The sequence below is a fragment of the Microcoleus harperi Pol14_C6 genome (assembly GCF_036701295.1).
Taxonomy (GTDB): Bacteria; Cyanobacteriota; Cyanobacteriia; order Cyanobacteriales; family Microcoleaceae; genus Microcoleus.
This window is the reverse complement of sequence record NZ_JAUBQN010000018.1, coordinates 26,232-43,278: the sequence shown is the minus strand read 5'-3', so window position 1 is coordinate 43,278 and position 17,047 is coordinate 26,232. Positions and strand designations below refer to the sequence as shown.

17 protein-coding genes are annotated in these 17,047 nt (G+C 44.9%); 8 read left to right on the top strand and 9 right to left on the bottom strand.

The window, feature by feature from the left end:
• The first annotated feature begins 4 nt into the window (after positions 1-4).
• Positions 5-1,222 (top strand): DNA double-strand break repair nuclease NurA, encoded by a 1,218-nt coding sequence (locus tag QUA27_RS14275; protein WP_333068675.1) that lies wholly within the window; start codon positions 5-7, stop codon positions 1,220-1,222.
• Between the two features lie 144 nt (positions 1,223-1,366).
• The gene (locus QUA27_RS14270) at positions 1,367-1,585 is read left to right on the top strand and encodes a hypothetical protein (protein WP_333068674.1); all 219 of its coding nucleotides are present in this window, start codon (positions 1,367-1,369) and stop codon (positions 1,583-1,585) included.
• Positions 1,586-1,686: 101 nt separating this feature from the next.
• Here the strand turns inward: QUA27_RS14270 and QUA27_RS14265 are convergent, their stop codons facing one another.
• Positions 1,687-3,738: an ABC transporter ATP-binding protein gene (locus QUA27_RS14265; RefSeq protein WP_333068673.1), complete on the bottom strand. Its 2,052-nt coding sequence runs from the start codon at positions 3,736-3,738 to the stop codon at positions 1,687-1,689.
• A 133-nt stretch (positions 3,739-3,871) separates the two neighbouring features.
• Between QUA27_RS14265 and QUA27_RS14260 the strand changes: the two genes are divergently transcribed.
• Positions 3,872-4,435: a GNAT family N-acetyltransferase gene (locus QUA27_RS14260; protein ID WP_333068671.1), complete on the top strand. Its 564-nt coding sequence runs from the start codon at positions 3,872-3,874 to the stop codon at positions 4,433-4,435.
• A gap of 81 nt (positions 4,436-4,516) precedes the next feature.
• A complete protein-coding gene (locus QUA27_RS14255; protein ID WP_333068670.1) occupies positions 4,517-5,038 on the top strand; it encodes a GNAT family N-acetyltransferase in 522 nt (173 codons plus the stop codon).
• Between the two features lie 70 nt (positions 5,039-5,108).
• On the opposite strand, the gene QUA27_RS14250 is transcribed toward QUA27_RS14255, so the two are convergent.
• Entirely contained in the window at positions 5,109-6,443 is a 1,335-nt protein-coding gene (locus QUA27_RS14250) for a tetratricopeptide repeat protein (RefSeq protein WP_333068669.1), read from the bottom strand.
• Positions 6,444-6,464: 21 nt separating this feature from the next.
• Between QUA27_RS14250 and QUA27_RS14245 the strand changes: the two genes are divergently transcribed.
• The 4 genes from QUA27_RS14245 (at position 6,465) to hisC (ending at position 10,603) form a co-directional block, all read left to right on the top strand.
• Positions 6,465-7,745: an esterase-like activity of phytase family protein gene (locus tag QUA27_RS14245; protein ID WP_333068668.1), complete on the top strand. Its 1,281-nt coding sequence runs from the start codon at positions 6,465-6,467 to the stop codon at positions 7,743-7,745.
• Between the two features lie 177 nt (positions 7,746-7,922).
• On the top strand, positions 7,923-8,774 hold the full coding sequence (locus QUA27_RS14240) for an alpha/beta fold hydrolase (protein ID WP_333068667.1): 852 nt from the start codon (positions 7,923-7,925) through the stop codon (positions 8,772-8,774).
• Positions 8,771-9,484, top strand: coding sequence for a glycerophosphodiester phosphodiesterase (locus QUA27_RS14235; protein ID WP_333068666.1), 714 nt, complete (start codon positions 8,771-8,773; stop codon positions 9,482-9,484). The genes QUA27_RS14240 and QUA27_RS14235 overlap by 4 nt, the downstream gene beginning before the upstream one ends.
• Positions 9,485-9,556: 72 nt before the next feature.
• Entirely contained in the window at positions 9,557-10,603 is a 1,047-nt protein-coding gene (hisC, locus tag QUA27_RS14230; RefSeq protein ID WP_333068665.1) for a histidinol-phosphate transaminase, read from the top strand.
• Between the two features lie 89 nt (positions 10,604-10,692).
• On the opposite strand, the gene QUA27_RS14225 is transcribed toward hisC, so the two are convergent.
• From QUA27_RS14225 to QUA27_RS14195, 7 genes are all read right to left on the bottom strand, one after another.
• Positions 10,693-11,160, bottom strand: coding sequence for a type II toxin-antitoxin system VapC family toxin (locus tag QUA27_RS14225; RefSeq protein ID WP_333068664.1), 468 nt, complete (start codon positions 11,158-11,160; stop codon positions 10,693-10,695).
• Entirely contained in the window at positions 11,154-11,450 is a 297-nt protein-coding gene (locus QUA27_RS14220) for an antitoxin family protein (protein WP_333068663.1), read from the bottom strand. Before QUA27_RS14220 ends, QUA27_RS14225 begins: the two co-directional genes overlap by 7 nt.
• Positions 11,451-11,496: 46 nt before the next feature.
• Positions 11,497-12,297, bottom strand: a complete 801-nt coding sequence (locus QUA27_RS14215; RefSeq protein ID WP_333068662.1) for a class I SAM-dependent methyltransferase — start codon at positions 12,295-12,297, stop codon at positions 11,497-11,499.
• A 142-nt stretch (positions 12,298-12,439) separates the two neighbouring features.
• Entirely contained in the window at positions 12,440-14,080 is a 1,641-nt protein-coding gene (locus QUA27_RS14210) for a 2-isopropylmalate synthase (protein ID WP_333068661.1), read from the bottom strand.
• 180 nt (positions 14,081-14,260) lie between these two features.
• Positions 14,261-14,782 carry a LabA-like NYN domain-containing protein gene (locus tag QUA27_RS14205; RefSeq protein ID WP_006633075.1) on the bottom strand — a complete coding sequence of 174 codons (522 nt, stop codon included), beginning with the start codon at positions 14,780-14,782 and terminating at the stop codon, positions 14,261-14,263.
• 336 nt (positions 14,783-15,118) lie between these two features.
• A complete protein-coding gene (locus QUA27_RS14200; RefSeq protein WP_006633074.1) occupies positions 15,119-15,769 on the bottom strand; it encodes a response regulator transcription factor in 651 nt (216 codons plus the stop codon).
• A 650-nt stretch (positions 15,770-16,419) separates the two neighbouring features.
• Complete coding sequence (locus QUA27_RS14195) at positions 16,420-16,845, bottom strand: (2Fe-2S) ferredoxin domain-containing protein (protein WP_333068660.1); 426 nt, start codon at positions 16,843-16,845, stop codon at positions 16,420-16,422.
• Positions 16,846-17,047: the final 202 nt, after the last annotated feature.

Genomic DNA, 17,047 nt, shown 5'->3' with positions numbered 1-17,047 from the left:
ACCCATGCTCGATTTAACTAAAGCAGCCAAGGCAATGCAGGGAATGAGCCAACATTTGAATGTGGAAGCTCAGGCCGCTCGCCAGCGTTTGGAAGTGGCTCAGAATTTGCTGGTAAAGGCTGCAGCGGAACAGGAAAAATTGGTGGAATTGCAAGAGAATTGGCGCGATCGCACTTTATTCAATGCTGCCACGCCGATCGAGCCCTTAGACGATCGCACCTACATCACCGCACCCCCCGCGGCTCACACAGTCTTTGCCACAGACGGATCGCAAATTTCCCCCAACCATCACGAAATAGCGTACTGCTACCTGCTAAACGTCGGCACAGTCATGCTGCACTACGGACAAAGCCGCCACCCAGTTTTAGACAGCGTACCCGAGGTTTTCTACAAACCCGAAGACTTGTACGGTTCGCGGCAGTGGGGAATTAGAACCGAAGAATGGATGGGATACCGGCGAGCAGTTTCCGAAGCAATTGCCTTAGCAGAAATGGGATGCAATTGGGCAAAAGTTAACGACAATAAATTGCCCGCGCCAGCTTTAGCAATGGTAGATGGTTCCCTGATTTATTGGTTTTTGGAACAGTTACCCACCGATGCGCGCGATCAAATTTTGCTGCCAATTTTAGAAGCTTGGGACAAGTTGCGTTTAGCAGGAATTCCGCTTTTAGGATACTTAAGCGCTTCTCGCAGCAGCGAAAGCTTATCTTTTTTGCGGTTTGAAGCTTGCACTCACGAAGTACCAGACTGCATGACAAATTGCCCGAACGTCGGATTTGCCGCCACAATTTCTTTCGCCGAAAAAGCACCTTGTCAAGAATTTGAACCTCTGCGGGATGCCATATTGTGGGCAACAATCCTGTCACCGGGACAAAGAAGCCCTTTGTGGAAATCCCAAGCTCGAATTTTAGATTTGTACGGCCTTAATTCTGTCTATTTCTGTTACGTTCACGTTGGCACAGAAATTGCTAGAATAGAAGTGCCAGAATGGGTAGCACAAGATACAGCACAGCTAGATTTAGCATTGGGAATGATGCTGGCTCAAGTACACAAAGGTGGCGGGTATCCGGTGACGCTAGCAGAAGCTCACAATCAAGCGGTAGTCACGGGGAGCGATCGAAGTCGCTTTTTCGCTTTGTTAGAGCAGCAAATGATTAAAGCCGGCTTAAAAAATGTCGGAATTTCTTATAAGGAAACACGGAAGCGCGGCAGTATTGCTTAAAGTAATAAGTAGAGTAGTCTTGGACGCAGAAACCGGGTTTTTACCGAAATACTGCATTTGAACCTTTAACATAGATAAAAAACCCGGTTGCTTTGGTATTGCTGCGTAAGGTATGTAGAGTTTAAATAGAGTTAAAAATGTTATATGCCAATAGAACTAATTATCTTAATTGCTGCGTTACTTGTATCTTGGCTAGTCTTTAATTGGGCGTTTAAAGTGTTGAAAGCCAGCATCGGGACAGCGATTGCTTTAGCAGCAATTGTGCTGGCGATGCAGTTATTGTTTGGCATCGGGCCCAACCAGCTTTTCCAACATATAATTCACCTGCCGGAAACCCTGGGGAAAATGATTTCTGGCAAGTGAGCAAATTTTTGATTTTTGATTATTTTAAATACCCGACTTCTTCTAGAAGCCAGGTATCTGGGGATTCCGAAAAGTTTTTTTCTTCCTCCTTCCTTCAGATATTAACTTCCCAGCATTTGCAACTTGTACAAACTGGCATACAACCCTTCTAGCTGCAACAATTCTTCGTGGCTACCAGATTCTACTAACTGCCCGCGTTTGAGCACTAAAATGCGATCGACATTTCGGATAGTCGAGAGCCTGTGGGCAATAATTATCGCCGTTCTGTCCGCCATCAAACGCTCTAGAGCTTCTTGAATTAAAGCTTCCGTCCCCACATCCAAACTAGCAGTTGCCTCGTCTAGAACTAAGATACTGGGATTGCGAATGGCGGCGCGAGCAAACGCTAATAATTGCTTTTGTCCCCCCGAAAGATTGGTTCCCCGTTCCCGCAATTGCGTGTCGTAACCTTGAGGCAACTGTTCGATTAAACGGGCAACATTTGTCTTTTCTGCTGCTGCTTGAATTTCCTCAATCGAGTAACTTTCTCCCAGGCTGATATTGCTCTTCACGTCACCAGCAAATAGAAAGCCATCTTGGATAATCACGCCTATGTGCCTCCGCAATTCTGCTTGAGGCAAATCCCGAATATCCACATTATTAACCAGAATCCGTCCTCGGCTAGGTTCGTAAAGGCGGCACAGGAGACGGATAATCGAACTTTTGCCTGCACCGGTGGGGCCAACTAATGCTACTTTTTCGCCGGATTTGATGGTGAAATTGAGGTTTTGCAGGACATATTCGTCTTGTTTGTAAGCAAACCACACGTTGTCAAATTGGATTTCTCCAGATTCAGAATTCTGCGATTTGGCATTTTCACTCCCCCGAAGCTTGGGGGGGGTGGCGGGGGGTGATTGGGGATTGTTAGCCAATAAACGATATTCTGAACTTGCTGGATTTTGATGATTATCTGCTAATCCTCGATCGAACGGAGACAAGTTGTAAGCAGTTGCCTCTGGATGTCCAGTTATCAACAACGGTGAATAACCTGCCCTTCTTCGTTCTTCCCTCTTCCCTCTTCCTTCTTCTTTCTTCCCTCTTCCTTCTTCCTTCTTCCCGCTGGTTGGATCTTTAATTTCGATCGGTTCGTTGAGGATATCGCTAATCCGTTCGACGGCGGTAAATCCTGCTTGAATGGCGGTAAATTTCTCGGCAAATTGCCGCAGCGGATCGAAGAGACGCTGAGCAAATAAAATGAATGCCGAGAGAGTACCGAAGTTGAGATTACCGGCTAAAACCCTTTGACCGCCCATCCACAAAACGGCTGCAATCGCTACTAAAGCAATCCATTCTAATGTCGCAGATACGGCTGAGTCGTAAAAAATAGTTTTGTCAACGGCTTTAATGTAGCGTTTATTGGTGACGCGAAACAATTCTGAGTTGAATCTTTCGCGGCGAAATAGCTGCACTACACCAATACCCGTCAGGTTTTCTTGCAGTTGGGCGTTGAGATCGGAAAGTTCTTCTCGGGTAGTGTAATTTGCTATGCGATATTGGTACTGAAAATAAATTATGACTGCCGTAATTGGTATCATCATCAGCACCAACATTAAAGCTAGTTGCCACTGCATGGTAAACATGAAAATGGCAATTACTAAAATTGAAAATAAATCGCTGACAATGCCGATCGCCCCTGAAGAAAAAACCTCTCCCAAAGCTTCTACATCGCTGGTGAGGCGAGTCATCAATTTACCGACAGGAGTGCGATCGAAAAATCTCACTGCTAGCGATGTGACGTGGGCGAACAAATCATTTCTAATATCTGTAGTAATTATTTGCCCTACTTTCGTGACTAAATAGCCTTGAACTGATTGCAGTGCTAATCTAAGTGTTATAGTTAGCATCAGCAAAATAGCCAAAATATTCAATGCAGCAGATAGCGACAATCCTCGCAAGAATTCGTAGGTAGGTTCCGAGCGAATTACTGAAATTGCCTGTCCGATGAGAATCGGTTGAATTGCTCCTGAGACTGCTAGGGGTACTAATAGTGCGATCGAAATAATCAACAAGCGTTTGCTGCGGGTTGCGTAAGATGCCAACCTCATGAATAACCGCCAGTCTGTTTCCTGGCCGGATTTGTTTTTGGTGTCTGCTACTGGTGAGGAAATCGTCATTGATGGCAAAAACTGTACAATATATCTAATTAATAATTGTAACAAAGAGAATCAATATTTTGCATGAATATCAGTAAACCTTAGGTTGGGTTGAGGAACGAAACCCAACCAAAATGTTTCTAGCCAGACAAAAATGGTATTAGAATCTACTGATAGAAGTTATATTATCATCATGCAAGAGATAGAGACAGCCCGATTGTATCTGAGACAATTTAGGCCAGACGACTTAGATGAGCTGTACCGCATCTACAGCGATTCAGAAGTGATGAAGTATCTGAGCGAAGGCGTCAGAAATAGAGAAGAAACAGCAGCAGATTTATTTGGGATAATCGCAGACTGGGAAAAACACGGTTTCGGTTTGTGGGCTGTTGTCAATAAAGAAAATAACCAATTGATAGGGGACGGGGGGCTTCGCTTCTTAGGAAAAACACCTGAAGTAGAAGTCGGTTACGTGTTAGCAAAAGCGTATTGGGGGAAAGGTTTAGCGTCGGAAGTTGCAGTGGCTAGCCTCAAGTATGGATTGGAAGTATTGAAACTAGAAAAAATTGTTGCTGTTGCAGATACCGAAAACAGATCCTCGCGGCGGGTAATGGAAAAAGTGGGGATGAGATACCAGCATAACTTCGACGATTCCGATCGAGTATATTATTCAATCTCGCGAAAAATCTACCAGTCTAAATTAGTTGAGTTGAGTTGAGACAGGAAATCAGACCAAAATGTTTGTAGCAAGACTTATCAAAAATGGTATCATAATTTAGTGAGATTAATTATATTAATAATGCAAGAAATAGAGACAGCCCGATTGTATCTGAGACAATTTACACCAGACGACTTAGATGAGCTGTACCGCATCTACAGCGATCCGGAAATCATGAAATACCTCACAGGAGTTAGAAGTAGAGAAGCAACAGAAATCGCTATTCATACCATGCTCAAACGTTGGGAAGAAAATAGCTTTGGAATGTGGGCTGTAGTACATAAAATAGACCGTAAAATGATTGGTCGCTGCGGACTGGGTTTTCTGGACAGAACATCGGAAGTTGAGCTTGGCTATGTACTCAACAAACTTTATTGGAATCAAGCATTGGCGACAGAAGCATCTTTTGGTAGTCTAAACTATGGATTTGAAATATTACAGCTTGATAGAATAGTTGCGATCGCCCGCCCAGAAAATATCGCCTCCCAGCGGGTGATACAGAAAGTTGGCATGAAATATGAAAAAAATGCTCATTACTACGAAACAGATGTAGTGTATTATTCTATCTCGCGAGAAAGTTACCAGTCCCAAGTATTTTCCTAGGGTGCGCAGTGCGCACCTTACTCCATTTAAATTACTGACATCGCAAATTGGCATTATTGTCGGCTGACAACTACGAAGTTTTTTGCAACTGCTTGTTAACTTTTTGAATTTTCTTAGCAAAATACTCTTGTCTGTGTCCCAATCTTTTAGCCACGTCCAACCCTTTTTGATAGGATTCCAAAGCTTTATCGTAAGCCTTCATCTCTTGATAAACTTGACCAATATTGTCATAAGCGTTCATCAATCCGTAGAAATTGTCAGCCCGCTCTTCTAACAGCAACTGCATTTGATAAATCCGCAAAGTCTGCTCCCACTGCTTTTGCGCTCGGTAAAGCAATGCTAATTTATCCAAAGCTTCGCTAGCTTGGGCATACTGTTGAATGGGAACGGCTAAGTTGTATGCTTCTTGATAGTATTGAGCTGCTAAATTGATTTGGCCTATGGTTTGATAATCGCTGGCGATCGAAATTTTGATCGGTGGTATAGCACTCGGGTTTTGCAAGTTAAGATACACCGATGCTAGTTTTTCCCTGGCTGCGATCGCCTTTAGGGGTTGTTTCGACTGCTGGTAAACGTAAGCTAACTGTCTGAGAGTATCTACCTCAGTTGGAGGAGTTACAGGCTGCGGCGGCGCGCCGTTTCCCGCAACTACAGCAGAATTTGGCACAGCAGAATTAGCAGCAAATAAAGCGCGGTTTTCCTGAATTAAAGTTGCCAATTCCTCATACACCGGAGCAGCTTTATCGTAACTCAACCAATTGATGTGAATTAGCCCGATCGCCTTCAAAATCTGACCTTGAGCCAATATATCTTCGTTTTGGCGCGCATTTTCGAGAATTTCTTGGTAAACTTCTACAGTCGGGCCTTTAGCGCGCACCTGCTGAAAAGCTGCAGCGAAGGCGGGGAGCAACTCAGTATTAAGTGGTACTTGGGATTTGACTTCTTTTTGAATTGCTTGCAACCGTTTGGTAATAAGCTGTAGTTCGAGGTTTTTACCGTTACTCCAAGCAACACTTCCCACCCGACTCAAAGCAGCAATTTCCGCCGTCGGCCCCAAATACCTACGCAGCCGCAATTCTCGGAACCAAATTTCAAAAGCACCCGCGCCGTCTCCAGCTTCCAGTTTAGCCGCTGCTTCTAAGTTTAACTGCTCCAAAGCCGCGGTCAGTTCGTCCCGCTGAGTGCTGCTCAAAGATTCATTAGCGGGAGCTAGGGGATCGGGTGTGGTAATTTCTAAAGGATTAGGAGAAAATTGATCGAGGCCTGGTGGATTAGTTTGGGCGCTAGCAATAGAACCAGCACACAGCCACAAGAAAAGCAAGCACCCAATTGGCACAGAACTTCTCATTCTCAAAATTTGGTTGCCGCGATTTGGCATCTCTTCTGGAAACATCAAGTTTTGCATATCTACAAAACGGTATAAATTATGTCACAAAGATGGCACAAAAGCAAACTGTTCAACAAGAGCAACAAAATAAATGTCACCGCACTGAGCAATTATTGGGATTTAAAGACGCTGGGCGATCCTCTTCGAGGGCTTCGCCAACGTATTTTATGCTTATTCAGTCTAGCCCTAATTCTGTTAACTGTTTGCACAGCTTGCGCCCCCCCTCCCGCAGTTGCAAAGGACCGCTCTTTTCCAGAAATGTCTCTAGAATTTTTGGGCGAGTACGAATTGCCAAAAATCAATTTTGAAGGAGCACCAGTCGGCGGTTTGTCAGGAATTACCTACGACCCCAAAGGTATTAGCGCAGTCAATTCCAAAGCTTATCGCTTTTACGCTCTTTCCGACGACCCCAGCGAAAACGGAGAAGCCAGATTTTACAGTATCCGACTCGACCTCACATCAAGCGATCCAGCAAATATTCGCCTGAAAAAAGTTACCGTTGAAGGCGTTACATCCCTCAAAAAAGCAGACGGTGAAACCTTCTCTTGGGGTTCCATCAATCCCGAAGGCATCGCCCTTTCTCCCCGCAACTCAGTATTTGTCGCCAGCGAAGGCGTTACTCATGTTGGCATCCCTCCTTTTCTCGGTGAATTTGACCTCAAAACAGGGCAAATGCGCGGAAAATTGCCGATACCAAAGCGGTATATTCCCGATGCCAGCGATGAAAAACAGCAGCAAGGAGTGGGGGACAATTTAGGTTTTGAATCTTTAACCATAGACCCAGAAACCTTTAGTCCGGGCGGTCTAGATCCGTTTCGTTTGTTCGCAGCTACGGAAGCGCCGTTAATGCAAGATTTAGACCCGGAACAGGCAAGCAAACTCCGTCTTTTACATTATATTATCGTCGATAAAACGCCGCAATTAGTCTCAGAAAATCTTTATACCCTCGACCAAGTTCCCATGACTATTTTGAACGGTTTAACAGAATTAGTAACTGTCGGTGGCGGTCAGATTCTGAGTTTAGAACGTTCTTTTGGGCTGTCGGGATACGGCGCTAGGATTTATCAAGTAGCGGTTGGGGCGGCTACAGATACTTCGAGAATCCAGAGTTTTAAAGGGCGAGTGGCAGTCGAACCTGTTAAGAAAAAGTTGCTGCTAGACTTAAGCCAACTCGGAATTCCGCTGTACAATTTAGAAGGGATGACCCTCGGCCCGCGCTTGCCAGATGGCAGCCAGAGTCTAGTTTTGGTCAGCGATGACAATTTTGATGAAGCGCAGAAAACTCAGTTTATCTTGTTGAGTTTGAAGGGCAAAGGTTAAGTTAGAAGGGCGGGCTAGAAGCCCACCCCACCCCACAAGAAGATTTATTCTTTGTGAAACAGGCAAGATGCCTGTTTATGAAAAATGTTGAAGAAAATTCACTTTTTGTGGAACACGCATCTTGCCTGTTCATAAAAAAGTTAAATCAAATTTATACAACTATAAAACCACCTAATCATGCCAATTCGTAACACTTTGCACCTGCCAGGAAGGGAACTTTCATACCTAGAATGGAAGCCAGAAACAGGTAAAAAACTTCCGCGTTTGCTGTTGTTACACGGTTTAGCAGATAGTTCGTGTGTCTGGACTAGCTTGGGCAATTATTTCTCCAACCGCTATCATATTGTAGCGCCAGATATGCGCGGTCACGGAGAGAGTAGCAAACCGAACACAGGCTATACTTTTGAAAGTGCGATCGCAGATTTAGAAGCTTTGATGGCACATCTCAACTGGTCTGACGCACACATTTTAGGACATTCTTGGACGGGAAAACTAGCAGCGATTTGGGCGAGGCAAAATCCCGATCGCTTTTGCAGTATGATTTTAGTAGACCCCATCTTCATCACCAAACTGCCCGCCGCGATGAAACTCACCCTGCCAATTGTTTACCGAAAATTAGACTGTCTCAAATGTGTGGGCCCGTTTGCGACTTTATCCCAAGCAGAAGCAGCAGCAAAACAATCGGGAGAATACGCAGATTGGAGTGACTTGCAGCAAATGGTATTCCAACACCAAATCGAACAAAAATCCGACGGAAGTTGGGGCAGTAAATTTGCGATTGCAGCCAGAAATCAGATATTTGCAGAAGTGATGAAAGTTGCGGGTTTAACTGAAAATATTGAGATACCGACTTTGTTTCTACAGCCGGAAAAAGGCGTAAATCGCATGGCTTGGCAAATGCAGCCATACAAGAGATACTTGAAAAATCTTACCGTTGCAAAAGTACCCGGGAATCACTGGTCTTTTTTGACTGAACCGGAAACTTTTAATCAAACTGTGGCAGATTTTTTAGAGGGCACAAGACAGTGAATTTAGAAATTATCGCACATCGGGGATTTTCGGCGATCGCCCCCGAGAATACTTTAGCAGCTTTTGAACTGGCGATCGCCCGTGGAGCTGATTCGATCGAATTTGACATCCAGCTATCCGCCGACAACGTAGCAGTGATTTTTCACGACGCCACATTAGATAGAATCACTGGAGTTTCTGGCAAAGTTAGGGAAACTACCCTGTCTGAATTGCAGACACTTAATGCGGGAAAATGGTTTAGCGATGAATTTTCACAAGAAAAGATTCCTACTTTAAAAGAATCATTAACCATACTCAAAAATGTTGGCAAATTTCTTTACTTTGATGTTAAACCTCACTGCGAGTGGTCGGATGCAGATGTCGCCGATTTTGTCAATACTTTGAAGGGCGAAGAAATTCAACAAAAATGCGTTATTACTTCCTTTAACGATGGATTTCTGGAACAAGTGCGGCGGCTATCTGCCGATTTGGCGATCGGACACATTGTTGCTAATCTAGAAGCGTACAAAACTCAATTAGCTCAAGCTGTGACCTATCACGATAATTTGATTAGCAGCCAGTATCGCGTTTTGCTGGAAAACCCCGCACTAATTCAAGAAAGCCGGAGTCAGGGAGTTGACATTGTGGCCTGGACGGTGGACGATCGAGCGGATATGCAAAAGTTAATTGATTTGGGTATAACACGGATAGTCACTAATTGTTTGATATAATTTGTTTAACTTGATATCTTGCACCATTATCAAGAACGGGCAAGATGCCCGTTCCACAAACTCAATTAATAGATGAATTATTTTCGCAAAAACATCCACGAAATGTCTGGCTATGTGCCGGGGGAACAGCCACCGCTAGGCACAAAAATTATTAAACTAAATTCTAATGAAAATCCCTATCCGCCTTCTCCCAAAGCCTTAAAAGTGCTTCAGGAAATAGACGGAGAAATGCTGCGGCGCTATCCCGATCCAACGGGCAAAAGTTTCCGCATTGCTGCTAGTCAAGTTTTGGGAGTTGCTGACGATTGGATTGTTGTAGGTAACGGCAGCGACGATTTATTAAACTTGATAGTTCGCGCTGTGGGCGAATCAGGGAAACAGATTGTTTGTCCCGCGCCTACCTATGTATTGTACCGCACTTTGGCCGAAATTCAAGATGCAGAATTTGTTGAAGTTCCTTATCCCGACGACTACAAGTTACCAGTCGATTTGCTAATAGCAGCCCGAGGTGCTGTGACATTTGTAGCTTCGCCAAACAGTCCATCGGGAACAGCCATATCTATTGCAGATTTGGAGAAACTGGCTAAAGAGTTATCGGGCATCCTTGTCATCGACGAAGCTTATGTAGATTTCGCCGAAGACAATGCTTTGAACTTGACAAAAAACTACAGCAATGTTATAGTTTTGAGGACGCTCTCAAAAGGTTATTCCCTAGCAGGATTGAGGCTGGGTTTTGGCATAGCAAATCCGGCGCTGCTGGCAGAATTAAATAAAATCAAAGACAGCTATAATGTGGATGCTTTAGCCTATGCAGTGGGGGCGGCTGCGATCGCAGATCGAGACCACAAAACGGCCAACGCCGAAAAGATTAAGGCTTCGCGAGCAAAACTAGCCGTTAGCTTCCAGGAATTAGGCTTTGACGTTTTGCCCTCGCAAACCAACTTTTTGTTAGTGCGGCCACCAAACGGCGATGCAGAAAGAATTTATCAAACACTCAAAGTACGGGGAATATTGATTCGATACTTCAATCAGCCGCGATTAGAAGACAAATTGCGGATTAGTATAGGTACGGAGGAACAAAATCACATATTAGTTAAAACTTTGAAAGAAATCCTATAAATAACGATCGCACTAAAATTAGTTTCTAGTGATGACTTTAGTCCTCTGATTGGTATGAAGACGTGCATTCCTCACTACAAACCGCTTGATTACGGATAATTATTAGGATTGTCGATCGCCAATCCGGCAGACTGAGCAATATTCAGCAGCCTGTTATCCGCCGAAACAAAAATTAGTTGAGTCTCTGGCATTGATGTTAAAACAGATTGAACGCGCAAAGCAGTCGCCAATTGCACAGCATCATAAGCCCGCAGTGGATATTGAACAATTAGTTCACCCGCCCTTTCAACCAGTGCCAGATCAACTTCGATAACTCTATACCGACTATTGAATTCCGAGCGAAATTTTTGAATAAGTGCAGCCACTTCCGCAGCAGTTATACCGCCTTCACGTTGTCTGCGTGCAAAAGCACTAAGAACTTCCACCCAGGTGATGCGGACTACAAGCAGCGAGTTACCAGTCTGGGAATCCGTGAGCGTTTTTATCCAAGGGCTGCCAATTTCAACCACATATCTTTTGATGAGGGCGCTGCTATCCAAAAAATAAATGTTTACCACGGGCCGCGATCCTCGATAATCATTTCCGATAGAGGCTTGCCCGGTTTTGCCCCTAATCTTTTAGCCAATTCATACACATCTTCATCAGTGACAGCCTCGACGTTATGGGCAGCGTTAGGTAGTGGAGTCACCAATCCTCGGTCAACTAAAAACTCGATTGCCAATTCTGCCTGCTTTTTTGGATCATGTGGCCAGAGTTGAATCTGCACAGTTTCCCCATCCTTGAAAGACACAGAACTCAAGGGACGAAAAACCCCGTTTTCGTAGATAGCAGTAATAGTTTCTGGCATAATTAGCCTCTTAATTAAATGCTTTGACTTATTGTACTTCTTTTAATTACTTCGTTGCCACAACAGCCAAATTCCAAGCCAAGCGCTTCATCAAAGGCAACTTCTTCAAAAACCCATCAAACCCTTCCAATCGAGAGTATTCCGGTTTCAATCTCTGTTGTTCAATGATAATCTTTTTCCAATAACGCTCCTCATTCGGATGCACTTTTTCGATTAAATAAAAGCGCAAAAAAATCCACAGCGATGTCAGCCAAAACGTATCATAAGCCGTCTCGGAAAACAAAGACTTGACAAAATTTACAATATTAATATCCAAAGGACTTTCATCCTCCGTGCGCACCTCAGTCGCCATCCTGCGGTAAACATTAATCACCGGATTGTGCTTCATCGGGTCCCAAAAACAAGCTTTACCCCCAGGCTTCAGGACGCGGTGCATTTCGCGAATTGCCTTTTCTGGTTCCGGTAAATGGTGCAACAAATTAGAAGCATAAACAATATCAAAACTATTGTCCGGGAAATCCATTGCCATTGCATTCACCGTGCAGCCGTCTATTTTGACGCCGTTTTTCTCAGCCAATTTCAGAGCAACTTCTACCATGCCCTGAGAATAGTCCGCAGCCACACAATCGGCGCCTTTTTTAGCAAAATAAACGCTATTTTCTCCCGCGCCGCAGCCTAAATCTAACAGGCGTTTGCCTGTAATATCGCCCATTTGCTGGACGATAAATCTATTTTCTGGGGCGGTACAAGCTTCAAAGTAATCATTGACTCGAATGCCGTCAATATCGATTGTGGATGCCCAAGCATCGTGGAATTGCCGCTCTTTTTTTAAAGTTTCGTCTTGCATTTTTCAAGAGTTGGTTATTAGTAAAAACAGTAATTTTAAACCGCAGATAAACCCGGATTCAGGCAGATTAATTGAGATTTATCTGCTTCGATCTGGGTTCGTCTGCGGTTTGTTTCAAGAAAAATGGCTGACAGTAAATTTATCAGCGCTGTGCTTTTGCAACAACTTGGTTTCCGATCGCAGTTGGCTGTTCCGAGGCTTTTTCAGGATTAGACTGCAATGCCTGATACAGGCGATTTAAAGCGCTGATGTATGCTTCTGCGGACGCTACGATAATGTCGGTATTGGCTGAGTGACCGGAAAATACTTTGCCTTCGTGGCGCAAGCGAATTGTTACTTCACCGATCGCATCTATGCCCGCTGTTACCGATTGTACAGAAAACTCGATCAACTCGTTCGGTACGTTTACCACCCGGTTAATTGCCCTGTAAATCGCATCCACAGGCCCAGTGCCGATCGCAGCATCGGTCAATTCTTCGCCCGCCGGATTCCGCACAGTGACAGTTGCTGTCGGGCGAGATTTGTCACCGCAAGAAACCTGCACCAATTCTAACCGGAACAGTTCCGGTGCTTGGTGCACTTCGTTATTGGCGATCGCCTCTAAATCCCAATCAGTAATCTCTTTTTTCTTGTCTGCCAAATCTTTAAACTTGACAAAAGCCTTATTTAGCTCATCGTCTGCCATTTCAAAACCCAACTCTTTCAAGCGAGTGTGAAATGCGTGGCGGCCGGATAATTTACCCAAGACGATTTGATTTTCTGTCAAGCCGATCGACTCTGCGTCCATAATTTCGTATGTCCGCTTATTTTTCAGCACCCCGTCTTGGTGAATTCCCGACTCGTGAGCGAAAGCATTTGCCCCGACAATCGCCTTATTTGGCTGCACCAACATCCCCGTCAAATTGGAAACCAAGCGGGAAGTTTTGTAAATTTGGCGCGAGTCAATATTTGTCAGCGGTTCCTCAGAATCAGCAGGCCGGCCCAAGAACGGATTATAATATTGGCGCCGCACGTAAAGCGCCATTACCAACTCTTCCAGAGCTGCATTTCCCGCCCGTTCGCCAATCCCGTTAATTGTGCATTCTAACTGTCTGGCACCATTTTTTACGGCTTCCAAAAAGTTAGCAACAGCCAATCCTAAGTCATTGTGACCGTGAACCGAAATAATTGCGCGATCGATATTCGGCACATTTTCCTTAATTCCCCGAATCAAAGCCCCAAACTCGCTCGGAGTTGTGTAGCCGACAGTATCGGGAATATTAACAGTAGTCGCACCCGCTGCGATCGCCCTTTCCAGAACTTGATACAAAAACTCCGGTTCCGATCGACAAGCATCTTCCGGCGAAAACTCCACATCATCCACAAAAGACTTAGCGTAAGCCACCATTTCCGGCACAATTTCCAGAACCTCAGCCCGCGTCTTTTTCAGCTTGTGCTCCAAGTGAATATCAGACGTAGCCAGAAACGTATGAATTCGCGCATTTGCTGCTGGTTTCAGAGCCTCTGCTGCTCTTTTAATATCCGGCTTTCTCGCCCGTGCTAAACCGCAAATTGTCGGACCATCTTCCGTGCCAACCGATCGGGCTATTTTTTGGACGGCCTCGAAATCTCCCGTGCTGGTGAAAGGGAAACCCGCTTCAATCACATCCACGCCCAATCTCGCTAACTGGCGAGCGATCGTCAGCTTTTCATCCACATTCAGAGATGCACCCGGAGATTGTTCTCCGTCCCGCAAAGTCGTATCGAAAATAATAATCCGGTCTTGACTTGGTTGAGTTTTCATAGCTCTAAAAAAGTGTTTTCCTGATTTTTACTTGTCCGTTTTTCTGGATTTTAGCCTCCAGCCACCAGTCCTCTGTCTCGCGCCCATAACGAATAATTAATAACCCCTAACCCCTAACTAATGACTAATAACTACTGACTAATGACTAATGACTAATGACTAATAACTACTGACTAATGACTAATAATCCATCTTCTCGATATGTTCCCTAATTTCATTTAGGTCTATATACCTATCTGTAGCATTTCGTAACTCTCTAGCAATCATTCCTTCGGTGGATACCACAGTAATATGAGTATTTTTCGAGCGGAGCAGTTCGATCGCCCGCTCAAAATCCCCATCCCCGCTAAAGAGCACAACTTGGTCGTATTGATCCACGGTATTAAACATATCAACCACAATTTCTATGTCTAAATTAGCCTTTTGAGAATATCTGCCCGAAGCATCGTCGTAATATTCCTTAAGAATTTTTGTGCGAACCGTGTAACCTAGACTGATTAAAGCATCTCGAAATCCCCTTTGATCTTGGGGGTCTTTCAGACCCGTATACCAGAAAGCATTGATCAAGATGACATTCGGCTGCGAAGTTTTGAAATATTCGAGCACCCTGCGAGGATCAAAAAACCAGCCGTTCTTTTGTTGAGCGTAGAACATATTGTTCCCGTCCACAAAAATAGAAAGGCGGTTCATTAAGTTTGTCATAGAAACTTAGACCTAATAATTGTAGAAAGAAGTTAATCTAAATATCACATTTTAGCAACATGGAGCTAACTGAGGCAATAGATTAAACTTCAGAAAACTCCATCTCCCCAGTATTTCATATTTTCGGCTCTACCGCCAGAGGGTTCTTTTAAGCCTGCTTGCATTTGAGCGAGGTGCCCTCAAAAACTATACGCCTAGTAACTCAATACCGGCTGCCGTGTCAAGGTTAATGGCGCCTTCAAACTACCGCCGTACCGCCCTACCGCCAAGCAGGCATACCGAAGCGCATAGCAGTAGATTTTGCTCCCCTGATTTCATAGCGCAGAGTACGTCCGCTCAAGCCTTTTTGCTTTCAAGAGCCCAGCGAGCTAACTCTGTCCGGTTGTGCAGACCTGTTTTGCCCAGCATATTGCTGACGTGGCTTTCGATAGTCCGCTGACTGACATTCATCACGTCTGCGATCTGGCGGTTTGCCATACCCTGGGCTAGCAACTGTACCACCTTTAACTCAGTGGGAGTCAATTCGACATTGCGGCGCGCCTTAATTTTTGGGCCACTCTCCATACCGGGATTTGAGTGGCGAATCAAGCGGGATGCTGCTTTCAGAGAAGATTCCACTTGGGCTACCAGTTCTTCTGGTTCAAAAGGCTTGACTATATAAACGTCAGCCCCAGTGCTCAAGCCTTTTACTCGGTCTGAACTTTGACCTTTTGCGGACAAGAAAAGAACCGGAATCCAGTTAGTGCGAGGGTCTTCTCTGATGTGTTTGACTAAAGTGTAGCCGTCCATTTCCGGCATCATCACATCGCAGATAATCAAGTCGGGAACTTCTTGTTCTAGTTTTTCCAGAGCGTCTCTGCCGTTTTCTGCTGTAATGACGTTGTAACCCCGAAACTCCAAGTAGTCCTTGACCAGCAAGATCAAGTTGGGGTCGTCGTCAACCAGCATCAGCCGTTTTTGCTCTCCTGAATTATTGTCCTTTGTCATGTTTATTCCCGCTAAAGTATCCCGCACACTTCCTTGTTTTCACTTCTGTTTTTTCCGTCAGTCCCCCGCCACCAGGCTGGGAGTGGAGGACGACGGTCGGCTGAAGGGATGGCGGTGAGGGAAAGCGGGGCGGGTATTACCGCTTTCCAACCATATAATTGACGGCTGTTTGTCAGTGTCTTACGACCTGGAATGCAGCCCAAACCTGTAATGCACGATCGCCGTATCAAGATCAGCCTTGATTGATTGGAGACTCGCTAACAGAGCCCAAGTTAAATATTTAATCTCGATCGGTTCAATTTCAGGTTAATGCCCCGGTTTTAAATGATACTTCTGATATAGAGAAATTTAAGCAGACTCCCTACTTACGTATTTAACTGTTTCTAGTGTAGTTTGGCAACCTGCTTAGTGTCTGCCACTGAGAAATTTTTGCACAAAATTTCACAGTTCCTCGCATCGATTTTTTTTACTGTACCTTTTGAGAAACACCAGGAGCACGGGAAGCCGCACAAGGAAGACAAGAACCTAACTACAGTTTTAGTGAACTGTAGCAGGTGCGATCGCCCGGACGCCAAACTGTCTCAAATTCTCACCCTTAACCTTAAATTTAACACTTTACCTATAACCCTGTACTTTAAACAGCGCTATACTTAAATGTTTGGCTGGGCCTCAGAAGGCACAGGCAAAGGATGAGTTAAGAAAGCGTATTCTTGAACGACTTTTGAGTTTAGGAGATGTTCCTGAATAATTCTCTCAATGACGGGGGGAGTAACGTCGCGATACCACACTCCGTCTGGATAGACTACCATAATCGGGCCAGACGCGCATACTCGCAGGCAATTGGCTTTCGTGCGAAAGACGCAGGTTGGTCGAGTGGCACTTGGCTTGTCCAACCCCAATTCTTGCAAGCGTTTTTTTAAGTAATTCCACGCCTCCAGACTGGTTTGCCGATCGCAGCACTTGGGCACGGTTTGGTCGGCACAGATAAAAATATGCCGCTCGATTTGAGCGATTCCCAGGCTTTGGACGCAAGCGCTCAAGCCTTGGCTGCAAGATTCCTCGTTATTTTCGGTCATTGTATTCATCAATCAAAAGTAATTGGTTAGCGGTCGAAAGTCATCACCACAGCCCCCACTCCCCCCTCTCCTTCCTCCAACTCATGCTCGGTTCGGGAACCCGTACTGACAACTAAGTTGCGATCGCCCCTGACTAAAGCTAAATTAGCACTCAGGAGTCGAGAGTGCTAATATGTCAGTTGTAAGTAGTCCGCTGTTGCTT